10 protein-coding genes are annotated in these 18,160 nt (G+C 51.4%); 4 read left to right on the forward strand and 6 right to left on the reverse strand.

Annotation, left to right across the window (positions count from 1 at the left end; genetic code table 11):
- Positions 1-7 precede the first annotated feature (7 nt).
- The 3 genes from EGT74_RS00330 to EGT74_RS00340 form a co-directional block, all read right to left on the reverse strand.
- Complete coding sequence (locus tag EGT74_RS00330; protein WP_123844456.1) at positions 8-3,298, reverse strand: SusC/RagA family TonB-linked outer membrane protein; 3,291 nt, start codon at positions 3,296-3,298, stop codon at positions 8-10.
- A 466-nt stretch (positions 3,299-3,764) separates the two neighbouring features.
- Positions 3,765-4,367: an RNA polymerase sigma factor gene (locus EGT74_RS00335; RefSeq protein WP_123844457.1), complete on the reverse strand. Its 603-nt coding sequence runs from the start codon at positions 4,365-4,367 to the stop codon at positions 3,765-3,767.
- Between the two features lie 446 nt (positions 4,368-4,813).
- Entirely contained in the window at positions 4,814-5,941 is a 1,128-nt protein-coding gene (locus EGT74_RS00340) for a FecR domain-containing protein (protein WP_123844458.1), read from the reverse strand.
- Positions 5,942-6,270: 329 nt separating this feature from the next.
- Here EGT74_RS00340 and EGT74_RS00345 point away from each other — a divergent pair, with 329 nt between their 5' ends.
- Positions 6,271-6,666 carry a VOC family protein gene (locus tag EGT74_RS00345; protein WP_123844459.1) on the forward strand — a complete coding sequence of 132 codons (396 nt, stop codon included), beginning with the start codon at positions 6,271-6,273 and terminating at the stop codon, positions 6,664-6,666.
- Positions 6,667-6,740: 74 nt separating this feature from the next.
- On the opposite strand, the gene EGT74_RS00350 is transcribed toward EGT74_RS00345, so the two are convergent.
- The 3 genes from EGT74_RS00350 to lepB all read right to left on the reverse strand — a co-directional run bounded on the left by EGT74_RS00350 (position 6,741) and on the right by lepB (position 8,984).
- Complete coding sequence (locus EGT74_RS00350) at positions 6,741-7,070, reverse strand: DMT family transporter (RefSeq protein WP_123844460.1); 330 nt, start codon at positions 7,068-7,070, stop codon at positions 6,741-6,743.
- 71 nt (positions 7,071-7,141) lie between these two features.
- Positions 7,142-7,708: a Crp/Fnr family transcriptional regulator gene (locus tag EGT74_RS00355; RefSeq protein ID WP_123844461.1), complete on the reverse strand. Its 567-nt coding sequence runs from the start codon at positions 7,706-7,708 to the stop codon at positions 7,142-7,144.
- Between the two features lie 103 nt (positions 7,709-7,811).
- Positions 7,812-8,984 carry a signal peptidase I gene (gene lepB / locus EGT74_RS00360; protein ID WP_123844462.1) on the reverse strand — a complete coding sequence of 391 codons (1,173 nt, stop codon included), beginning with the start codon at positions 8,982-8,984 and terminating at the stop codon, positions 7,812-7,814.
- Between the two features lie 79 nt (positions 8,985-9,063).
- On the opposite strand from lepB, the gene EGT74_RS00365 reads away from it, so the two are divergent.
- From EGT74_RS00365 to EGT74_RS00375, 3 genes are all read left to right on the forward strand, one after another.
- A complete protein-coding gene (locus EGT74_RS00365) occupies positions 9,064-10,968 on the forward strand; it encodes an AAA domain-containing protein (RefSeq protein ID WP_123844463.1) in 1,905 nt (634 codons plus the stop codon).
- 69 nt (positions 10,969-11,037) lie between these two features.
- Positions 11,038-13,536: a TonB-dependent receptor gene (locus EGT74_RS00370; RefSeq protein ID WP_123844464.1), complete on the forward strand. Its 2,499-nt coding sequence runs from the start codon at positions 11,038-11,040 to the stop codon at positions 13,534-13,536.
- Positions 13,537-13,540: 4 nt separating this feature from the next.
- Positions 13,541-18,013 (forward strand): TonB-dependent receptor plug domain-containing protein, encoded by a 4,473-nt coding sequence (locus tag EGT74_RS00375; protein ID WP_158617943.1) that lies wholly within the window; start codon positions 13,541-13,543, stop codon positions 18,011-18,013.
- Positions 18,014-18,160 lie beyond the last annotated feature (147 nt).

Genomic DNA, 18,160 nt, shown 5'->3' on the forward strand with positions numbered 1-18,160 from the left:
CGCGAATTTATAAAGTTATTTGAAATCCAGCGGCCCATGTTCTAAGAACCGGAACAGTTAAGTTGAGACCGTTTACTGTTTCCGGATCTACGTCTTTTGCAATAGAAAATGTTGCGACATTCTGCCCCTCAGCATATATCCGAAGCTTCTGAATTTTTATTTTATTCGTTAAGCTAGAAGGAAACGAGTAACTCATCGAAATATTCTTCAATCGAACAAATGATGCATCGATTAACTGCATTGATGAATTTCTTAAGCTTTGAATTGCATTGTAAGCCGTGGTTCCGCTTTTCACAGTTGCACGTTGAATATCGGTAATATCACCTGGACTTCTCCATCTGGACAAAACATTAGCGTATGAATTAGAACTTGAATTGGGTGGTGTTCCAGTAAGGAGTAAATTATCAAGAGCATCTTGTTTAACAAATTGGAAGAAAAGACTGAATTGAACCCCCTTATAAGCCAAGTTATTCTCTAGTCCCCCAAAATACTGTGGACTTATCTTCCCCACTGGTATATAGTCATCAGGAAAGGACAACTTTCCGTCCTTATTAACATCCTCAAATGCTGCTACTCCAGTTTGAGAATTTATCCCCATGAATCGTAATCTTTTCACCACACTGAGATCCTCCCCAACTACGTATGTGTTGGCGTAACTTGAATATTTAATATTCGGAAATGATCTTAGTACATTTTTTTGAAATGTTACATTAAAGGAAGTAGTCCACAGAAATCCATTTGAATTTATATTTGTCGACGAAACATCGATCTCCCATCCTCGATTAACAATAACTGCTGGCAAATTTGCTTGATAGCTTCCAAAACCCGAGCTAAAAGGAACAGGGTAAGCAACCAATTGATTTGTACTCCTATTAAAGTAACTTGCTATAGTTAAAAAGATGCGCTCCTTACAAAATCCCAATTCCAACGCCGTTTCAAACTTTTTATTTGCCTCCCAACCATATTCCGCGTTTGCAAGAAGGCTCGGTTGCAAAGTCGCCGCTCCGAGATACTGCATCCCAGAACTGTAAGTAGCAAGATATTGATAGTTGCCGATTTGATCATTCCCTGTAACTCCATAGCTAGCTCTTAGCTTTCCAAAAGAAAGAAGGCTTCTAAAATCTCTTACGAACTCTTCATTTGAAAAAACCCAACCGGCACCAAGTGCCCAAAAATTTCCATATCGATTATCCTTTCCGAATCTTGTAGATCCATCTCTTCTAAAATTAGCGCTGATTAAATATTTAGCATTATATATGTAGTTAATACGTCCAAAACCAGACAAATATTTATACTCCGACCTTATATTTGTTGCATATTCTACATTTCCAGCATATCCAATATTCTCTAAAAGAGTTTCATTTGAATAATTAGTACCCTTGACTGCATTATTTCGAGATACATTGTGCTGCAATGTGCCACCAATCAGAACTTTGAAATTATTCCTCTTAATTTGAGTAGAATATTCAGCTTGTGGTTCCAATAGGTAATTAGTATTTCTCCCATTACCAAAAGAAGCTGAACTAACGGGGCTTAACACAGGCCATTGCGAAGATTTTGGCAAAGTAGACATCAGATCCATATTTAAACGTGAATACCCTCCACTTAACTTCAAATTTAGACCAGGCACAACGGTATATCGAAGAGACAAATTAGCAATAAGATTATCCGTCTCGGAATTTGATTTCTGCTTTAACCATGCGACAGGATTAAGTGGAATTTCCCAATTCAATGAACCATCCATATTATAAATGGGGTAATTTGGAGCGAGGGAGGCAATGCCAACTGCATCAATATTTCGTATCAATGTATTTTTATCAGCACTAAAGCTAACGGTTAGGCCAATTTGAAAGTTTGAATTGATACTCGTGTGATTTAAATTTAAATGGCTTCCGAGCCTTTTGTATTTCTGTTCACCAGGTAAAATAGTTCCTTCTCTTCTGTAATTTAAGCCGATAGAAAAATTGGTTTGCTTATTTCCTCCTGTAAGAGAAAGTTCGTACTGATTGATTGGAGCAGTTCCTCCGAGAATATAGTCAAACCAGTCAGTCTGGTGCGTAGTATCCCACAGAACAAGATCTGGAGCCAGGGCCCTAGTAGGCATTAAAGTATCGTTCCTAAACCCCTCCCGCCGAAGTTCAAGAAATTGATTCAAGTCCAAAAATTTCGGTTTCCGGGCAATTTTACTAAATCCAATATAGGAATTGAAATTTAAAGTAGTCCTCCCAGGCTTGCCCTTTTTTGTTGTAATAAGAACAATTCCATTTGCCCCTCGACTACCATAAATAGCCGTTGCATCAGCATCCTTAAGCACTTCAATACTCTCAATCTCCGATGGAGGAATGCTATTTAACGGGCTTACAGGTCCATTAATGGTTGTGAACTCCGGATTAAATGTATTTAGTGGAGTGGATGTAAACGGCACACCATCAACAATGTATAAAGGCTCCGTCCCAGCAGCGATCGAGCCTTTACCTCGAATTACCACTTTAACATTCCCACCCGGTAACCCATTTTGAGTTGTAATAAACGCACCCGACACACGGCCCTGAAGGGTAGATATGGGGTTTGAAACCGGCTGCCTCGAGATTTCTTCGCTACTAACTTTAGAAACCGAACCGGTATTAAAACGACGCGAGGTATTACCATATCCAATTACAATTGTTTCATCAAGGGAACCTATTTCCCTATTCAAACGTACGGAAAACACCTCACGCGGTCTCACTTTTAACTCCTGACTTGCATATCCCGTATAGCTAACAATCACAATGGCTCCCGCATCTCCATCCTTTAGGACAAATTGGCCATTTGAGTTTGTTACAGTTCCAATATTCGTCCCCTTAATCAATACTGTTGCGCCAACCATAGGTAATCCTTCATCAGATATTACAGTACCCTTTATCAACGGCTTGGAAATCGTATCATAAATTGGCGACTCTATCATATTTTTTTGAGGCGTCTGTATCCTTTGAGGAAATAAGACTATTCCCCCGTCCGTATTCTTCCAAGATAGCCTTCTCCCTTTAAGGATAACAGATAAGGCCTCATCAATTGATGCTTTCTTAAGAGAGACATTTGGTAGAATATCGTGTCCGTCAAGATCCTTTATTGCATAATAGAATGCAACACCTGCTTGTGCTTCGATTTTTCTTAATACAGCTTCAATAGAAATATTACTTTCATTAATTGTAATGCGAGCGCTATCCTGACTGGCCGTTGCATTAATAGATAGTGAAATAAAAAAAGACAAACCCAGCATAAGCCTGCGCCTAAATTGAATTGATAAAATAGCCTTCATAAACAATTCATTTGATTATTAGAACGAATAATCATACAACGAGGCAACAACGCCAAATGCATCGAACAATCATTTTCCAATATAACATGGTTTTCTTCCTTAGATTCGGATTCATAAACGAATACGGAGCCATCCAGAACAATTCCGTTTATCGACTTATCCCCTTCCACATTTGGATTGCCCAAGAAAAGTTTTTTTCTTACTCCTGGATCCTGCTGGAGTATAAACGCAACCTGACATATAAGTACAGTAACGAAAATGAGAAGCCGTTTCCCTTTCAAGGAACTAATACTGTAAGGAGATTCCATTCTAAAAATGTTTAGTAGCTAGTCTGAGTTCGATTTATCATTAGATTAAGCTCCTTGGTATTTGGGGTGAATGTTTTCTAACAAATTTTTAAAATACTGAAAAAACAGCAAGAAAACACCACTCATTAACAAGATTTAGCTAACAATTTAGCACATTCCTATAAATCGAAACTTCCTGTAAATACAATCACTAAAGCCACTTGGAGAATCGTCTGGAGGTACGCCTGGTACTTTTCAATGTTCTTCCGCGCCAGCCGCAAATGCGTTTTGACGGTATTTCTGCTGACTTTCATAATGGAAGCAATTTCTTTGTAACAACACTTTTCGATGTGGGCCAACCGCATGGCGGTCTGCTGCTGGTCGCTCAGAGAGGAAAGGATCTTATCGAGCAGGCTTTTCTCGTACTCCTCGATCGCAGGCTGATAGGTAACCGGCTCCCCGGAGTTGGGGAACGCAGCATGCTCTTCTCTGAAAAATTGCAATTGGTTTCTTTTGATGCGCTTCTGCTTGTCCAGGTAAATAATGCATAGGTTATGAATACCCTTTTGCAGATAGTATTTCAGATTGACCACCTGGCCCCACTTCGAAAACCGGAGCACGTGGTTCACAAAAAAGTCCTGCACAAGCTCTTCCGCCTCCTGCCTGTTCTGCAGTATCTGGTATGCCTTCGCATATAATAATTTTGCGTACTTTCGGTACACTTCGCTGTAGGCCTCCTGTCTTTTTTTTATTAGCCCTTCCAATAATAATACATCTTCCATACCCTGAATACGAGGTTAGATTTTAGTTAATTGAGGGCCGCCATAACCGGATGAAAAATCCGATAAATGAACTCATAGATTGTTTTTGGCGCGCATTTTTGTCTGAAGGGCTATTTTGAAAGAGAAACGAGTCGATGCTGGTCCGTTTTTCTACAACAATGAATATTGTAAAATGTACCTGCAATATGTTAATTTGATCCGGAAGATGTTGTTAAGCGAACGTTAACAATTCATTCGCAAACTTGATTGTATTTATTAGAAAGTCCGCTACAGCAGGGCGTTTCATCCGGTTGTGGAAAAGTATTTTAAAAATAAAGTGGGTTCGTTTCACCCCGTTTTGGGGCCGTTTTTAACAAAAATACCGGGCCTGGAAAGGCCCGGTTTCTATTTATGTGCTAAATGTACTTAAAGAGCGATCAGGGATAGACTCCCTGCTCAAGCGTTATTTATTTGCAATGTAATACACCATTGTTCCAATATAATTGTACCTCGCCCGTCTCGTTCACGTTGTCAATGAACGTCTGCAATGGCCGCCCGCGGAACAGCTTCACACGGAAACGCTGTTCCCCCGCAGCGGCATTGTCCATCACCACCTTCACATCATGCCAGCGCTCCACCATGGCGGCAATCTCCCGCATAGGCCGGTCAGCAAAATAATAGGTGCCGCTCCGCCAGGCAATCATGTCAGCATTCAAAGGCTGCACCCTGATCTCCTCCATCCCATGCACCACCGCCTCGGTCCCGGGCCTCAGTTCCACCCGGCGCTCGTCTGCCGACACAGCCACTTTCCCGCTCACCAGCGACGTGGTGATGATCCCCTGGTTATAGGCATTCACATTAAACTCCGTACCCAGCACCGTAATACTGGTACTGCTGGTATGCACGACAAAAGGTTTCCCTGCATCCTGCGCCACCTTGAAGTAAGCTTCACCCTTTATATACACTTCCCGCTTTGCATCCGTAAAATGGAACGGGAATTTTATCTCTGATAAACTGTTGAGCCAAACAATCGTCCCGTCTGCCAGCTTCACCTGGAAGTCCAGTTTAGGCGGCACCGTGAGGGTGTTCCAGCCACCGGCCGCTTCCCCCTCGCCGCTGTACTCCAGTACCCGGTTATTGGCGGTCAGCGTAGCGGCGTCGAGGTTAATGGTCTGACGGCCGCTGTCGCTCAGCGCGATCTTCTTGCCATCGGCCAGCTTCAGCGTAACACCATTGGCCGGCCCGTCTCCGTTCGCGGCCAGGACGGCTTCTTCGCTGCCTCCGGGTTTCAGCAGCAACCAGGCAACGCCCAGCAACACCAGTACCACCGCTGCCGCACTGCTCCACACCTGCCGGCGCCTGCGGCTACGCTGAACAGCTACCTCATGTTCGATATACGCAAGGTTGCGGTTCACGTCGAAAGCTTCCATCGCTTCCATCGCTTCCCCCTTGGGCACATCCCGCTGCAGCTCTTCGCGCATCTCCCGCACCTCCTCACTCGTGGCAAGCAAAGCATTCAGCTCCTCCTGCTCTTCCGGTGAAAGAAGGCCGTAGTGTTCCTTGAGAAGTAGTTCCTGAATATATTCTTTATCCATAATCTAAAGCTGCTCTGTACTATGACGCTATTTTGAAGTGTACAGGGTGAACGACAAAGGAAAGTCTTTTTTTAAATTTACAGTCATCCAACGTAAAAATTCACACAAACAGCTTTGTGTTGTTGCAGCAATGAATTGACAGTGAAATCATTAACAGATGAGGTACAAACTTGTTAGTTGACAAAAAAATGTAGACGTGGGATAATTTTCTTTTGTTAAGGCAATTTAACCGATTCACCGCTTTCAACTATCCTGCTCCCTCCTGCCCGTTCCTTTTGGCCGTAAATTTGTGCCAACACCGCTATTATTCACCGTCAAACAGCGAAGTAATGTTTACACACACCAAAGCATTCACCAGCTTTTCGGCTGATGATATCGAAAAAGCAAAACAATTCTACGGGGAAACACTGGGGCTCCGGGCCAAATCGCTCGACGAAATGGGCATGCCGCTGCTGGAACTGCAGCTGGAAGACGGCCACCGCATCATGATCTACCATAAACCGGATCACAAGCCGGCCACCTATACGGTGCTGAACTTCCCGGTAGACGATATCGACAAAACAGCCGATGAGCTCATCGGCAAAGGCGTACGTTTCCTCCAATACGAAGGCGAGCTGAAAACGGATGAGAAAGGCATCTTCCGGGGCGGCGGCCCGCTCATCGCCTGGTTTGAAGATCCGGCAGGGAATATCCTTTCCATCCTGGAAGAAAAAGAACGGAAATAATGACCCCAAAACGGGGCACGTCCGCAACAGCCAGCAGCCGTTGCGGACGCGCGCATCCATCCGTTCTGAAAAATTTAGTGGGAAGCCACCACCTTCAGCCCTACAATGGATCCGATAAGGGTGGTAATGAAGAATAAACGCCAGAAAGTCGCGGGCTCCTTGAACACCAGGATGCCCATCAGCACGGTACCCACTGCGCCGATACCGGTCCACACGGCATAGGCGGTGCCGATGGGCAGCGTCTGCTGCGCCTTGTACAGCAGCAGCATACTCACGGTGATGCAGATAAAAAAGCCCGCACCCCAAAGGATGGTTTCATTACCCGTGGTTGCTTTCATTTTACCGAGGCAGGTGGCGAACGCTACTTCGAACAGCCCTGCAATAATCAAAATAATCCAGTTCATTGTTCGTGCTTTTAATTGCCCTGCAAAGGTCTGCCTTCACGGCCGGTAAATATTTTACAAATGATAAAAAGTTATTTCAGGTCGGCCCGGATGCGGCTGAGGGTAACCTGTGTAATGCCGAGGTAAGAGGCGATATACCCGAGCTGCACGCGCTGCAACAGTTCAGGCGTTTCTTCGAGCAACGATTTGTAACGCTCCGTGGCGGTTTTGGACTGGCGGCCGATGAAACGCTCTTCGGTCTGGATAAGTTCCTTCTCCGTCAGCTTACGCCCCCAGTTGGCAAATTGTATATCGGTCTGGAAAAGATGTTCGAGCTCGGCGATGGGCACTTTGTACAACAGGGCGTCTTCGAGCAGCTCGATGGTCTCGTAACCGGCCGTTTTATTGATGTAGCCGTTGAACGACATGAGGAGATCGCCTTCCATCCCGAACCAGAACGTGAGATCGCTGAGCCCGCTGCTGCAATACGCACGGGCAATGCCTTTTTCAATAAAATACAGGTCGCCGCAGGTTTTGCCTTCCCTGAAGAGCAGGTGCCCTTTTTTCAGCTCAACAGCCTCGAGCAGGCCGGAAAGGTGCTGCAGCCGGTCGTCCGACAGCGGGTAAACAGATTTGATTCTCGCAAGGGTATGATGCATCCGGAGTGTGTTAATGATAGCCCCTGCAAAATTATATAAAAATGATCGCGCTTTTTCTACCGGGGGATAAGCCTCTCTTTACTGTAAAACAGGTTTGAGCGCCTTAGTGAATCCCCCGCATCAGCCGGTTCCAGCGGATACCGCCCTCCCCGTGGCTGAACCAGGTTATCCAGGCTTTGCCCACCACATGGTCTTCCGGCACAAATCCCCAGTACCGCGAGTCAATGGAATTATGACGGTTATCACCCATCATCCAGTAATAATCCATCTTGAAGGTATAATGGTCCGCGGGTTGTCCGTTGACGTAATACCGGCCGTTTTTCTCCTCCAGCCGGTTGTTTTCGTATACACGTATGATACGGTCGTACATCGCGATATTCTCCCGATGCAGCGCCACGGTCTGCCCCTTTTCAGGCACCACCAGCGGGCCGTAATTGTCCACCGTCCAGCGGTAATGCGCGGTGTCGTGCGGGAACACTTCCGGGTCTGCGAATCCCTTGCTGACATCGGGCACGGTGCTTTCAATAATGGGGAAAGCGGATAACGCGGCGGCCTGCTGCGGGGTGAGGGTATAGAGATACAATCCCTCGCGCGGACCGGTCTGCGGGGGATCGGTAACGCCCATTTCCTCCAGCCGCGCAGGGTTCAGCCGGTCGCCGGTGGTCTGCACCCAATAACCGGTTTTACCGTCGGGCGGGATGGCGGCAACGGCGCCGTTCACATATGCCACACCGTCTTTTATTTCGATTTTATCCCCGGCCACAGCCAGGCAGCGTTTGATGATGTTCTCCCTTTTATCCACGGGGCGGGCCAGGATATGATACCGCTTCCACACCTCCTCGCGGCCGAAACGCCGCACCAGGTCGTAGTAGTTACTGTTCTCCTCGATCTCCAGCGCCACCGTATCGCCCTCGGGCAGGTTGAACACCACGATGTCGTTACGGCGTATTTCCGTGAACCCGGGCAGGCGCCTGTAAGGCCATTGCACGGCCGTGCTGTACGATGGGCTGTACCGGGTGAGCGGCATCCTGTTATGCACGAACGGCATGGCCAGCGGCGTGTTGGGCAGCCTCGGCCCGTAATCCACCTTGGTCACGAACAGGTAATCGTTCACCAGCAGCGTTTTTTCCATGGAACCGCTGGGGATGCAATACGCCTCGAAAATGAATAGGCGGATGATGGTGGCGGCGATAATGGCGAAAACGCCGGCATCGAGCCACTCGCGCAGGGCCGATTTCTTCTTTCCCGGCTGGGGTTTGCTCCTGAAGAATCGCATGGGATTATTTTTACTTTTAATTTACCCAATCTAATGTTAAAATAAACCTAAATCAGCCCCGCGCACGTACCTTTGCGGGATGAATTATTTTTCAGCACTCCTTGATTTACTGAAGACAGAGCGGGAAGAAGACCGGAAATCGTATCAGCAGCTGGTTACCACCAGCTCGGTGGGCGACCGGCGGGCGGCAGGCCTCAGCTGGTACCCGGTAGCGATCAGGGATACTGAAATGGGGCGCGGCGACTATCTCACCGTGGAACTGGAACGCACCACCCACCACGACGTGCCCCATCAGCTGCGTTTCGGTGTGTCCGCCATGCTGTTCTCCAATCACGATCCGGAAACGGATACGGTGGAAGGGGTCGTAACCTGGCAAAGCGGCAACCGCCTCAAACTCACCCTCAAAACGGACGAACTGCCGGAATGGAGCCGCAACGGCAAACTGGGCATCGACCTGCTGTTCGACGACAACAGTTACGACGAAATGCAGAACGCCCTCAAACAGGCGGCTGCCATCTACGATAAAAAAGAAGGGCACCTGGCCCGCATCCTCACCGGCGAAAAAACACCCACGTTCAACGAAACGCTGGCGCCCGCCGCTTTTCCCAATCTCAACGGGTCGCAGCAGGCAGCCGTGAACCGCATCCTGGCTGCCAACGAACTGGCCATTGTGCACGGCCCTCCGGGCACGGGCAAAACCACCACGCTGGTGCAGGCCATCAAAGCCATCATCCGGCAGGAAAAACAGCAGGTGCTGGTAGTGGCGCCAAGCAACGCGGCGGTGGATCTGCTCAGCGAAAAACTCTCGGACGAAGGCCTCAACGTATTACGGGTAGGCAACCCGGCCAGGGTGTCTGACCGGCTGATGTCGCTCACCCTCGACGCGAAAATGAGCACCCACCCGGGCACCAAAGAAATCAAACGTCTCAAGAAACAGGCCGCCGAGTTCCGCGACATGGCGCACAAATACAAACGCAACTTCGGGAAGGCGGAACGCGACCAGCGGAAAGCGCTCTTCGACGAAGCGCGCAACATCATGAAATCCGTCGAAAACACGGAACAATACATCATCGACGACCTCGTCGCCAAAGCGCAGGTGATCACCGCCACGCTGGTGGGCACCAATCATTACACGGTGCGCAACCTGCGGTATAAAACCCTGGTGATCGACGAAGCGGGCCAGGCCCTCGAACCGGCCTGCTGGATACCGCTGCTGAAAGCGGAGAAGGTTGTGCTGGCCGGCGACCATTGCCAGCTCTCGCCCACCATCAAATCCGCCGAAGCGGCCCGCAACGGCCTCGCCAATACCCTGCTGGAAAAAACGGCGGCCCTGCACCCGCAGTCCGTTGTTTTGCTGGAGGAACAGTACCGCATGCACGAAATGATCATGGGTTATTCTTCCTCCGTATTTTACCAGAGCCGGCTCACGGCGCACGCATCGGTGGCCGGCCACCTGCTCCACCCGGAAGATACGCCCCTGGCATTCGTGGATACGGCCGGCTGCGGGTTCGATGAAACTACGGAAGGCACCAGCACCACCAACCCGGAAGAAGCGGCGTTCCTCTTCAAACACCTCACACAGCTGGTGAGCGAACTGGCGCCGCACTACACCGCAGACCGCTTTCCGGATATCGGCATCATCTCGCCCTACCGCCAGCAGATCGCGCTGCTGAAGGAACAGCTCAGCCATAGCCCGGCCCTCCAGCCGTACCTGCACAAAATTTCGGTCAATACGATCGACAGCTTCCAGGGGCAGGAACGCGACGTGGTGTACATCAGCATGACGCGCAGCAACCCGGATAACAAAATCGGCTTCCTGGCAGACATACGCCGCATGAACGTGGCCATGACCCGCGCCCGTAAAAAGCTCGTGGTGATCGGGGACAGCGCCACCCTGTCGCAATTGCCCTTCTACGCCAACTTTATAGCCTATGCCGAGCAGCGGGAGGCATACCGCAGCGCATGGGAATACGCCGACAACTAAAAAATTTTAACAGCGTTTTATGGATTCGCGGGATTCCGGGCATCCTGCTCCTGAATCAAAGCGCGTCCCTTGAAATATTTATTACCCTTCCTCCTGCTGCCTTCCCTGGCGCACGGCCAATGGGAAAAACCTGTGGAACCGGTGCTGTCGGCCGATTACCTCGAGCTTATCCGCAAGCCCCGCGCCGCGCTTGAACCGGTCGCGGATTCGTCGATGCGTATCTTCCGCCTGGCTCGCCGCGGTTATTTCCATTCGAACGTGGGCAGCCTGAAAGTGCGCGGCAATGCGGTCAGCTTAGCGCCGGCCAACACCCTGAACGGATGGCTCACCGGCAGCCTGAATACGGCGCTGGAATTGCGGCAGGCCAACCGCGGGCCCTCCCTTCAAAATACATACGCCCAGGGCCGTGCCCTTACCTGGCGCGGCGCGGAAACGGGTGAAATGTTCAGCTTCGGCCCGGCCATGACGGCGCTGGAATTCGACGGTAGTATTTATCCCTTCGATGCGGGCGGCAAACTGGTACCGGCAGGCGCCGGCAACGGCCAGCCCGCCAAACCTTACGACAACGGTATTTTCAGAACTGCGTCCTATTTATCCCAATCCCTTTCCCTCAATGGCGGCATACGGTCTACCCGGCAGGGTCGCTGGGCATTTAACACCAAACTGGGCTACAGCCGCGAAAACACCTTCATCCGCCACAACGAAAACAGCTCCCGGAATCTCTCTGCCTCCGTTACCAAAACCATCCCGCACTTTACGTTCACCGGCAGTTATCAGTACCTGCGCGATGAGTTATCCAACAGCAACCGCAACGGTTTCCTGAACCGCGCATATATGAACGCCCTGCTGACGCCGGCAAGCTTCGACAATAGCTACAAAAGCGGGGCCTATGGCAACGGGGCAGACAATCCATTGAGCCTGCTCGGCAACAGCGGGAACGATTACCGGCAAACGCAGCGGAACGCGGGGCTGATGGTTAAATACGACTGGAACGATGTGGAAGTGATCGTGACGCAGGCGTATGAGAACATAGCGCAAAAAAGCGGGGAGACCTATCAGCCGGGGGCCGCATTTTTCCCCGCTGGCATAAACACCCAACGGGATAAAACCGACCGCAGCTATTATCTGAAAGCGGAAGCCGACGCGCGGATCCCCAACTACTGGGACCACGGCAGCATGAGAGTGGAAGGGATATTCCTGTTCACGGACGACCGCTCTTCCACCGGTTACCAGCCACAACAACTGCGCTATCAATACCAGCGCAGCAATGGTCATTTGCAGCTCCGGTACAAGGTCAGTCGTCACCTGCAAAACACGCTGCTGGAAGCTACCGCAGGCAATGCGTTTTATTTCTCCAACACGGCCGTTCGTCCACAACAGTTCGCCCCGCTCGTGAATGTGTACGCGTCGTTCCATTTCGGCGGATACAACCGTTATCAGCTGGAAGTGACCGGTTCCATGCAGGCGCTCAACAGCGAACTGCCGGTCGATAACTCCATGGCCTACACGAACCTGCTGCAATACTCCACCGGCCATTTCATGCAATATTTTCCTTTACTGGAAACCGGTAGCTACGACCGGCTGCGGGCAGCCTACAACCGCACCTATACCGGCAGAGCGGTATTCCGGTATAAGTATAAATTCGCGTTGAGCGCGGAATGGTTCCGGAAAGACGTGCGCGACGATGCATTCCCCATCTATGATAACGGCCGCCTCCAACTGCAGAACATCGCCGGGCACCGGCGGCAGGGCGTTGAACTGCAGCTGAACCAGTATGCGCCTATCCAGAAAAAAACGTTGCGCACCAGCAATACGCTCTCCTTTCTGCGGTACCGCCATCGTGTAACACAGGTGGCTGACGGCTACAACGGCACACCCATTGCCGGTTTCTCCAATGTGCACAAAGCCGTGATCGCAGGTGAAACGCTGGGCGCCATCGTGGGCAACCGCTACCGGCGCGATGCGGCAAACAATGTGATCATCGGCGCAGACGGGTTTCCGCTGGTGGATGGAACACCATCCGTGATCGGCAATCCCCTCCCCGATTTTGTGATGAAGCTCAGCAACAGCCTCTTCTGGAAAGAATTCACGCTCGCCACTGACCTGGAATGGAAAAAAGGCGGCCAGATATGGGACGGCACACAGGCGACGCTGGATTACTACGGGCGTTCGGCGGAAAGTGCGGCGCAACGCAACACCTCCGGGCACGTTTTTAAAGGCGTGCTCGAAAACGGCCATCCCAACACCATCCCGGTCAGCTTTTACGATCCGGCCAACCCCCTGGACGAAAACCGCTGGGTGCGTTATGGGCTGAGCGGCGTGGCGGAAGACTACATCCGTGATGCGGGCAGCCTCCGTCTCAATATGGTAGAGTTGCGATATAGCTGGAATATCGGCAAAGTGCTGCGCCGCATCGACCTGGCGGCGTACGCCACGAATATCGTCCTCTGGACGGCCAGTGAAGGTACGGATCCCAACCAGCTGCTGCTCGACCATACCAGCGGCCTCGATTTTTTCAACTTGCCATCCACACGCACCTATGGCATCAATGTTTCACTTCAATTCTGATCTTATGAAATACTGCGGCTTGCTGCTGCTCTGCATCGGCGCTTTTATCGGTCAAAGTTTCGGACAGGTGCTGGATTATGCGTCCAACAAGGAAAAAATATACCTGCACACGAGCCATGTATTCCTGAAACCGGGGGATGATGTGTTCTTCAAGTTATACCTCGTCAGCGCGCGCGATAACACACCGTCCTCCGTGAGCACCATCGCTTATGTGGACGTGATCGGCCCTTCAGGCAACGTAGTGCAGCAATGCACTTATCCCGTGCAAAACGGGTATGCCGAAGGCTCTTATTCCTTTTCGCCCCAGGCGGCAGGCGGCGTGTACAAACTGCGGGCGTACACCTCGTGGATGAAAAACGAAAAAGACAGCACCTTCTTCGTAAAAGAACTGACGCTACAGCGCGTGATCTCACCCCGGATACTGATGAAGCTCGATTTTCCGCAGAAAGGTTATGGGCCCGGCGCGGACGTCAGCGCCGATTTTTCCGCCCGCGATCTGTCAGACAAACCGATCCGGCACCATACCGTCAAATACACGATATCCATCGCAGGGCGCGAACTGCACTCAGGGAATCTGCAAACGGATGCAGCGGGCAAAACAAAAATACAGTTCCGTTTGCCGGCCGATTTATCCGTCACCGACGGCCTGCTGAACATTACCATACAATACGCTTCCTATACCGAAGCCATCTCCCGCAGCATTCCCATCACCCTCAACAAAGTGGGCCTCGGGCTGATGCCTGAAGGCGGCGCCCTGGTGGCAGGCCTGCCGGCCAACGTGGCTTTCAGGGCCCTGAACGAGTTCGGCAAACCGGTGGATATCAAAGGTGAACTGCGCGATGGTCACGGCAACGTGGTGACCACGCTGGAGAGTTTTCACGGCGGGATGGGAAAGTTTGCCTTCACCCCACAGGCAGGCAACCGGTACGAAGTGGTGCTCAACAGCCCGGCGGGTATCACACAACGGTACGAACTGCCCAAGGCAGCACCGAAAGGCCTGTCTCTCCAAATGTCGATGGCCGGCAACGAACTGCGGATGGAAATCCACTCCACACAGAATGCCGATATCAATATCACCGGCTCCACCAAAGAGCAATTATACTTCACCAAAAAGATGCGCCTCCGGAAAGGCACACAGTCCATCACCATCGATCCGCAGCTCTTCCCCGCCGGCATCGCCCGGTTTACGGTATCGCAGGCCAACGGGCTGCCGCTGGCGGAAAGGGTGATATTCCTCAACAGCCGCCAGATGCTGTATGTGTCGCTGACGCCGGACAAAAACACGTACACGCCCCGGGAAAAGGTAACAATGACGCTGAAAACCACAGACGATAAAGGGAACCCCGTTCCGGCCAACCTGTCGCTGACCGTGATGGACGACAAACTCTGGACGTTTGCAGACGATAAACAGGACCATATTATTTCCTGGTTGATGATGAGCTCCGAACTGCGGGGAAAGATCGACGAGCCCCAGTTTTATTTCAAAAAAGACGAACAGAAAGCCACTGCGGCGTTAGACCTTGTGATGCTCACGCACGGCTACCGTTATTTCGATTACCTCCCGCAGATCGAGCGGGAAAACAAACTGAAATTTTTCCCTGATGTGCAGAACGTACTGACGGGAAGTGTGGTGAATGACAAAGACCAGCCCGTCAGCGCCACGGTATGGCTGGTGGAATCGCGGACCAGCAAGGTGATGCAGCTGGTCACCGGGCCCGACGGCACCTTTTATTACCCCAACCTGTTACCCGGCCAATATTATTACATCGTGGCCCAGTCATTGAAAAAGAAAGAAAGGATCAAAATCACCATCAGCGGCAACGGCATCGGTGGCGACCAGGGTAACCGCGACCGGTACACAGTGATGCGCTTCGGTCAGGCGGATTTTTTTGCCGCGCAGCCCGTAAAAGAAGAAGTGGTGGCGCCCTTTGCGGCAAACGATGTGAAAGCACTGCAGGATGTAGTGGTGGTCGGTTTCGGCACACAGAAAAAAACAGCCCTGACCGGTTCGGTAACCACCATCGCACCACAGGAATACAATTTCTCTTCTGTCAGGAATATGCTGGCTGGCCGTGTGCCGGGCATTGCTGTAGCGCAGACGGCCAATCCCGCGCAGGGAGGCCAGTTGAACATACGTGGCACCAATACCCTGGTCAATAACGAGGGGCCGCTTTTTGTGGTGGACGGCATCCCCATGAAAAAACTCGACCTCGGGAACCTCAACCCGAACGACATCCAATCACTCCACATTCTGAAAGATGCCGCAGCCACCTCCATTTATGGCAGTATGGCGAACCGTGGCGTCATTATCATTGAAACCAAAAAGAACAGCCAGGCGAGGATAAAATGGAAACACACGCCCACCCTCTATTACGGCTTTCACCCGCTGCAGATGAACCAACCCACATTCACGCCCGTTCGCCGCTTCCAGGCGATCCAGTACGAAACGGCCTATTACGTGGCGGAACGGACGGATTTCAGGGAAACCATCTACTGGAACCCCACCGTGCAAACCGGTAAAAACGGGGAAGCGAGCGTATCGTTCTACAATTCGGACGCCACCACCACCTTCCGCGCCATCGCGGAAGGCATCGGGTTCAACGGGAAAGTGGGCCGGGAAGAAAGCACCTATGCCGTGCAGAACATGCTGGGCGTAGACGCAAAGATCCCTCCTTATCTCACGGTAGGCGACAACGCGCTCATCCCGCTCCATATCAAAAACAATTACACGCAAGCCCTGGAAGCGGTCATCAAGGTATCGTTCGTGGAAAGCGTCAAAGCAGGTATTTTCAACAGCACCATCCAGCTGCCCGCCGGTGGTTCCCGCGTGGTATACGTGCCCGTGACCGCCACCTCGCCGGTAGATGGCAACCTGCGCTTTACCGTTACCACCAAGGTACATGCGGAAACCGTGTCGCTGCCGGTCAGCGTGGTGCAGAAAGGATTTCCGGTGCTCCATACCTTCGCCGGCATCCGCTCGGCGCGACATACTTTCCCCGTGCAGAAGATGATCCCCGGCACCTTCCAGTACGAACTGAAGCTGTTCAAAAACCCCGAAGGCCAGCTGCTCGACGGTATTGCGGGCATGCTGCGCGAACCGTACGGATGTTTCGAACAAACCTCCTCCGCCACCTACCCCAACATCTTTATCCTCAAATACCTGCGCGAAGCGGGCCGCTCAGACCCGAAGACCGAGCAGCGCGCCCTTGAACTGATCGCCAAAGGTTACCAGCGGTTGACCGGTTTTGAAACGGCGGAAGGCGGTTTCGAATGGTTCGGAAAAACGCCGCCGCATGAGGCGCTGACGGCATACGGCCTGATGGAGTTCACGGATATGAACCAGTTTATTGCGGTAGACCAGCAAATGCTCAAACGCACCAGGAACTTCTTACTGGGCCGGCGGAACGGCAAAGGCGGCTTCCATCTTTCCACCACGGGATACGACCGCTTCGCCAGCGTCCCCAACAAGATCGCCGACCTCTACATCGTGTACGCGTTCAGCCATGCCGGTTTCGGCGCGGAAGTGATGCGTGAATACGAAGCCGTGCTGGCACAGGTTCTACAAAGCGGCGACGCCTACCGCCTCTCGATGATGGCGCTCACCGCGGCCAACATGAAACGGCAGCAGGACTTCGACCAGCTCATGGCATTGCTGCGCAAACACTACCGGCAAAAAACCTTCAAATCCGAAACCAGCGTAGTGAACTCCCGCGCCGCTTCACTCCAGGTGGAAACAAAATCCCTCTACCTGATGGCGCTGGCACGGGAAAAATCGCCCGACCTGGTGCTGATGGCGGAACTGCTGTCGGACATCATGGCCGGAAAATCTTACTTCGGTTATTCCTCCACGCAGGCCACCGTACTCGCGCTGAACGCTGTGGTCGACTATGCCCGCGCCGTGGGGAAAGCTGCTGCAGACACCGATATCCGCTTTTCACTGAACAACCGTACCGTGGAACCGGGCAAACCGGCAACCACAGAGGCGCCGGCGGCGGAAAACGTATTCAGCGCCGACTACGTCCGCCCGGGCAACCTGCCCTACAACATGGAAGTGTCGTATTACACCTTCACCCCGCCCAACAGTTCCGCTGCCGAGCTGCAACTGCACACGGCCCTGGCGGCACGGCAGGTGAAAACCGGCGAAACCCTGCGGCTGCAGGTAGCGGTAAAAAATGAAAAGCCGGTATTGCAGGCCATGTCCATCGCCAAAATCGGTATTCCGGCCGGCCTTTCCACGCAGCCATGGCAGCTGAAAGAACTGATGGACAAAAACCAGGTGGCGTATTATGAGATCTTCGACAACTACCTGGTATTGTATTGGATGGGGTTTGCGCCCAACGAAACCAAAACCCTGCATCTCGACCTGAAAGCGGAGATACCCGGCACCTATAAAGCCAAAGCCAGCAATGCCGGCCTGTACTACAATCCGGAGCACAAACACTGGAACGACGGGCTCGAGGCTACCGTAATGCCATAAAAAAGGTTATATTTGTAAACACCAAATTGTTACAGCTATGTCATTGTTATCGAACAGTAATAAAAAAGACGGCAAGAAAGGTAAAAAAGCCAACAACTTGCCTGGTGTCAATAATTCATTTGGCAAAGCGCCCGTAAAGGCTCAGTC

Source organism: Chitinophaga lutea (assembly GCF_003813775.1).
GTDB classification, from domain to species: Bacteria; Bacteroidota; Bacteroidia; order Chitinophagales; family Chitinophagaceae; genus Chitinophaga; species Chitinophaga lutea.

Bases quoted from the DNA above. Each gene is read 5' to 3' on its own strand.
- EGT74_RS00340 (WP_123844458.1), bottom strand. From the start codon at position 5,941: ATGGATAAAGAATATATTCAGGAACTACTTCTCAAGGAACACTACGGC.
- EGT74_RS00375 (WP_158617943.1), top strand. From the start codon at position 13,541: ATGAAATACTGCGGCTTGCTGCTGCTCTGCATCGGCGCTTTTATCGGT.
- EGT74_RS00345 (WP_123844459.1), top strand. From the start codon at position 6,271: ATGTTTACACACACCAAAGCATTCACCAGCTTTTCGGCTGATGATATC.
- EGT74_RS00330 (WP_123844456.1), bottom strand. From the start codon at position 3,298: ATGAAGGCTATTTTATCAATTCAATTTAGGCGCAGGCTTATGCTGGGT.
- EGT74_RS00335 (WP_123844457.1), bottom strand. From the start codon at position 4,367: ATGGAAGATGTATTATTATTGGAAGGGCTAATAAAAAAAAGACAGGAG.
- EGT74_RS00355 (WP_123844461.1), bottom strand. From the start codon at position 7,708: ATGCATCATACCCTTGCGAGAATCAAATCTGTTTACCCGCTGTCGGAC.
- EGT74_RS00365 (WP_123844463.1), top strand. From the start codon at position 9,064: ATGAATTATTTTTCAGCACTCCTTGATTTACTGAAGACAGAGCGGGAA.
- lepB (WP_123844462.1), bottom strand. From the start codon at position 8,984: ATGCGATTCTTCAGGAGCAAACCCCAGCCGGGAAAGAAGAAATCGGCC.
- EGT74_RS00350 (WP_123844460.1), bottom strand. From the start codon at position 7,070: ATGAACTGGATTATTTTGATTATTGCAGGGCTGTTCGAAGTAGCGTTC.